General features: G+C 61.2%; 2 protein-coding genes. Both read right to left on the bottom strand.

What is annotated here, in order from left to right:
- Positions 1-1,165, bottom strand: a 1,165-nt coding sequence (locus C0V97_RS17445; RefSeq protein ID WP_158625470.1) for an ABC transporter permease subunit, incomplete at its 3' end; no start/stop codon positions are given.
- Positions 1,165-1,734: substrate-binding domain-containing protein (locus C0V97_RS17440; RefSeq protein WP_199752003.1), on the bottom strand; the 570-nt coding region annotated here is incomplete at its 5' end. The genes C0V97_RS17445 and C0V97_RS17440, both read right to left, overlap by 1 nt.

Genomic DNA, 1,734 nt, shown 5'->3' with positions numbered 1-1,734 from the left:
TGMTCTCGACCTGATAGGCCGATTCATTGATCGAAAGGCAGATCCAGGTGGCCAGGAACGGCGAGAACCAGCCTTCACGAAATATGGGAAAGAACTGCGGCAATGCATTCCAGATGAACAGCAATTGCAGCAGGGTCGGCGCGCCCCGGAATACGGCGACATAGGCGCGCAGAAAAGGATGCCAGAGGGAGCGCGGTGCGTTGAGCTTGAGCGCGATGGGAATGGAAATCACGATGGCGGCGGCATGGGAGGCCAACGCAATGACCAGTGTCATCACGGCGCCTTTGAGAAAGGCCATGGAAAACAGCGCCGAAAAAAAGGTGGTGGTGTTAAAGCGCGGCCTTTCGCTCGTCACGCCGAGGGCGGCGCGCGCGGCGCTGCCCACATTCCATTTCTTCTCGAGGGCCGTGATTTTGCCCTGTCTCTTCAGCGTGTCGATGGCAGCGGCCAGAAGCGCCTTGTCCTGACCGGAGCGGCGCAGATAGAGCGCGAACTCGGAATAGCCCGGCAGGCTGGGGCTGAAGATCACGTGCAGTTTCCCGCCAAGCTGGGCCTGACGATAGAAAAGCTCGACATCCTGACTGAGGAAATTCTGCGAGCGCCCGACAAGCACCTGCTGCACCACCTGATCCTCGCTCGGATATTGCTGCAGGGCGATGGGGGGCTCGCCGCGCGCGACCAGGGTCTGGTTGATCTCCTCGATACGGGCCGCGTAGCTGGTCCCGGATTCGACGGCGAGGCTCTGGCCAGCCAGAGCCTCGAAGCTCGTGACTGGCGCAATCTGGCTTGGGGCCACGATCACGGGCGAGGTGTCGAGATAGGCAACGGCATCAAAAAGACGTTCGCGTGCCGCCTGCTTCAGCACCCCGCTGATGACCAGACTGCACCGCCCGGCGGCCAGACTGGGGAACAGCCCCGTGAAATCCATGGTCTTGAAGGTGACTTGCACATGCCACAGCGCACCGAGCTCCCTGGCCAGTGCGATATCGAACCCGTCAATCGCCGAGAGATCCGCCCCGTTGACAAAGGTCATGGGCGGCAGGGTCGGATTGGTGCAGACACTCAAGGTGTTGTTTTCGATGAAGGAAGGGCGCTCCTGCGCCCGGACGGAGGCACTCGACAAAAGGGCTGCGAGGCAGAGGAACAGGCAAGGCAGGAGCCGCATCAGCATGTCTCTTCGAGAATGGAGCGGAATGTTTCGGCCATGAGACCGTTTTCCGGCGTGGGGCGTATCAGGAAATAGAAATGATTGACCAGATGCAGGTCATTGAAACGGATATGACGCAACCGGTCCTGCTGGACCATCTGGGTGACGAACAGCTCCGGCAGGAACCCGACATACATGCCTGACAGGATCAGCAGCGCACGAGAATCGATGTTCTCGGCTTTCGCGGCAAAATTCATGGCGGGGCGCAATTCGTCCCAGCGCGGGGAAGAGGCGGCATCGCTCACGCTGATCATGCGCGCCTGAGCGAGCGCGTCGACMTCGATGGCTTCTTCGGGCATGTCGRAAAGAGGGGGGCGCGAGCCGCAATAGAGATTGGACCGCTCCCTGAACAGGGGGGGCGCTTCCATTTTCGGCTGCTGCTGGGGGGAGAGCGTGATCCCTGCGGTTGCCGTGCCGTTGCGAACGGCGAACTCGACATCGCGTGTCGAGGCGGAGCGCACATCCAGTTCGACCGCCGGATAACGGCTCGGAAAGAAATGGATGGGGCGCCGAAGCGCCGTCTCCCC

The organism is Asaia sp. W19 (assembly GCF_003994335.1).
Lineage (GTDB): Bacteria > Pseudomonadota > Alphaproteobacteria > Acetobacterales > Acetobacteraceae > Asaia.
Note: the sequence above shows the minus strand (reverse complement) of the source record. Positions and strands in the feature narration are given on the sequence as shown.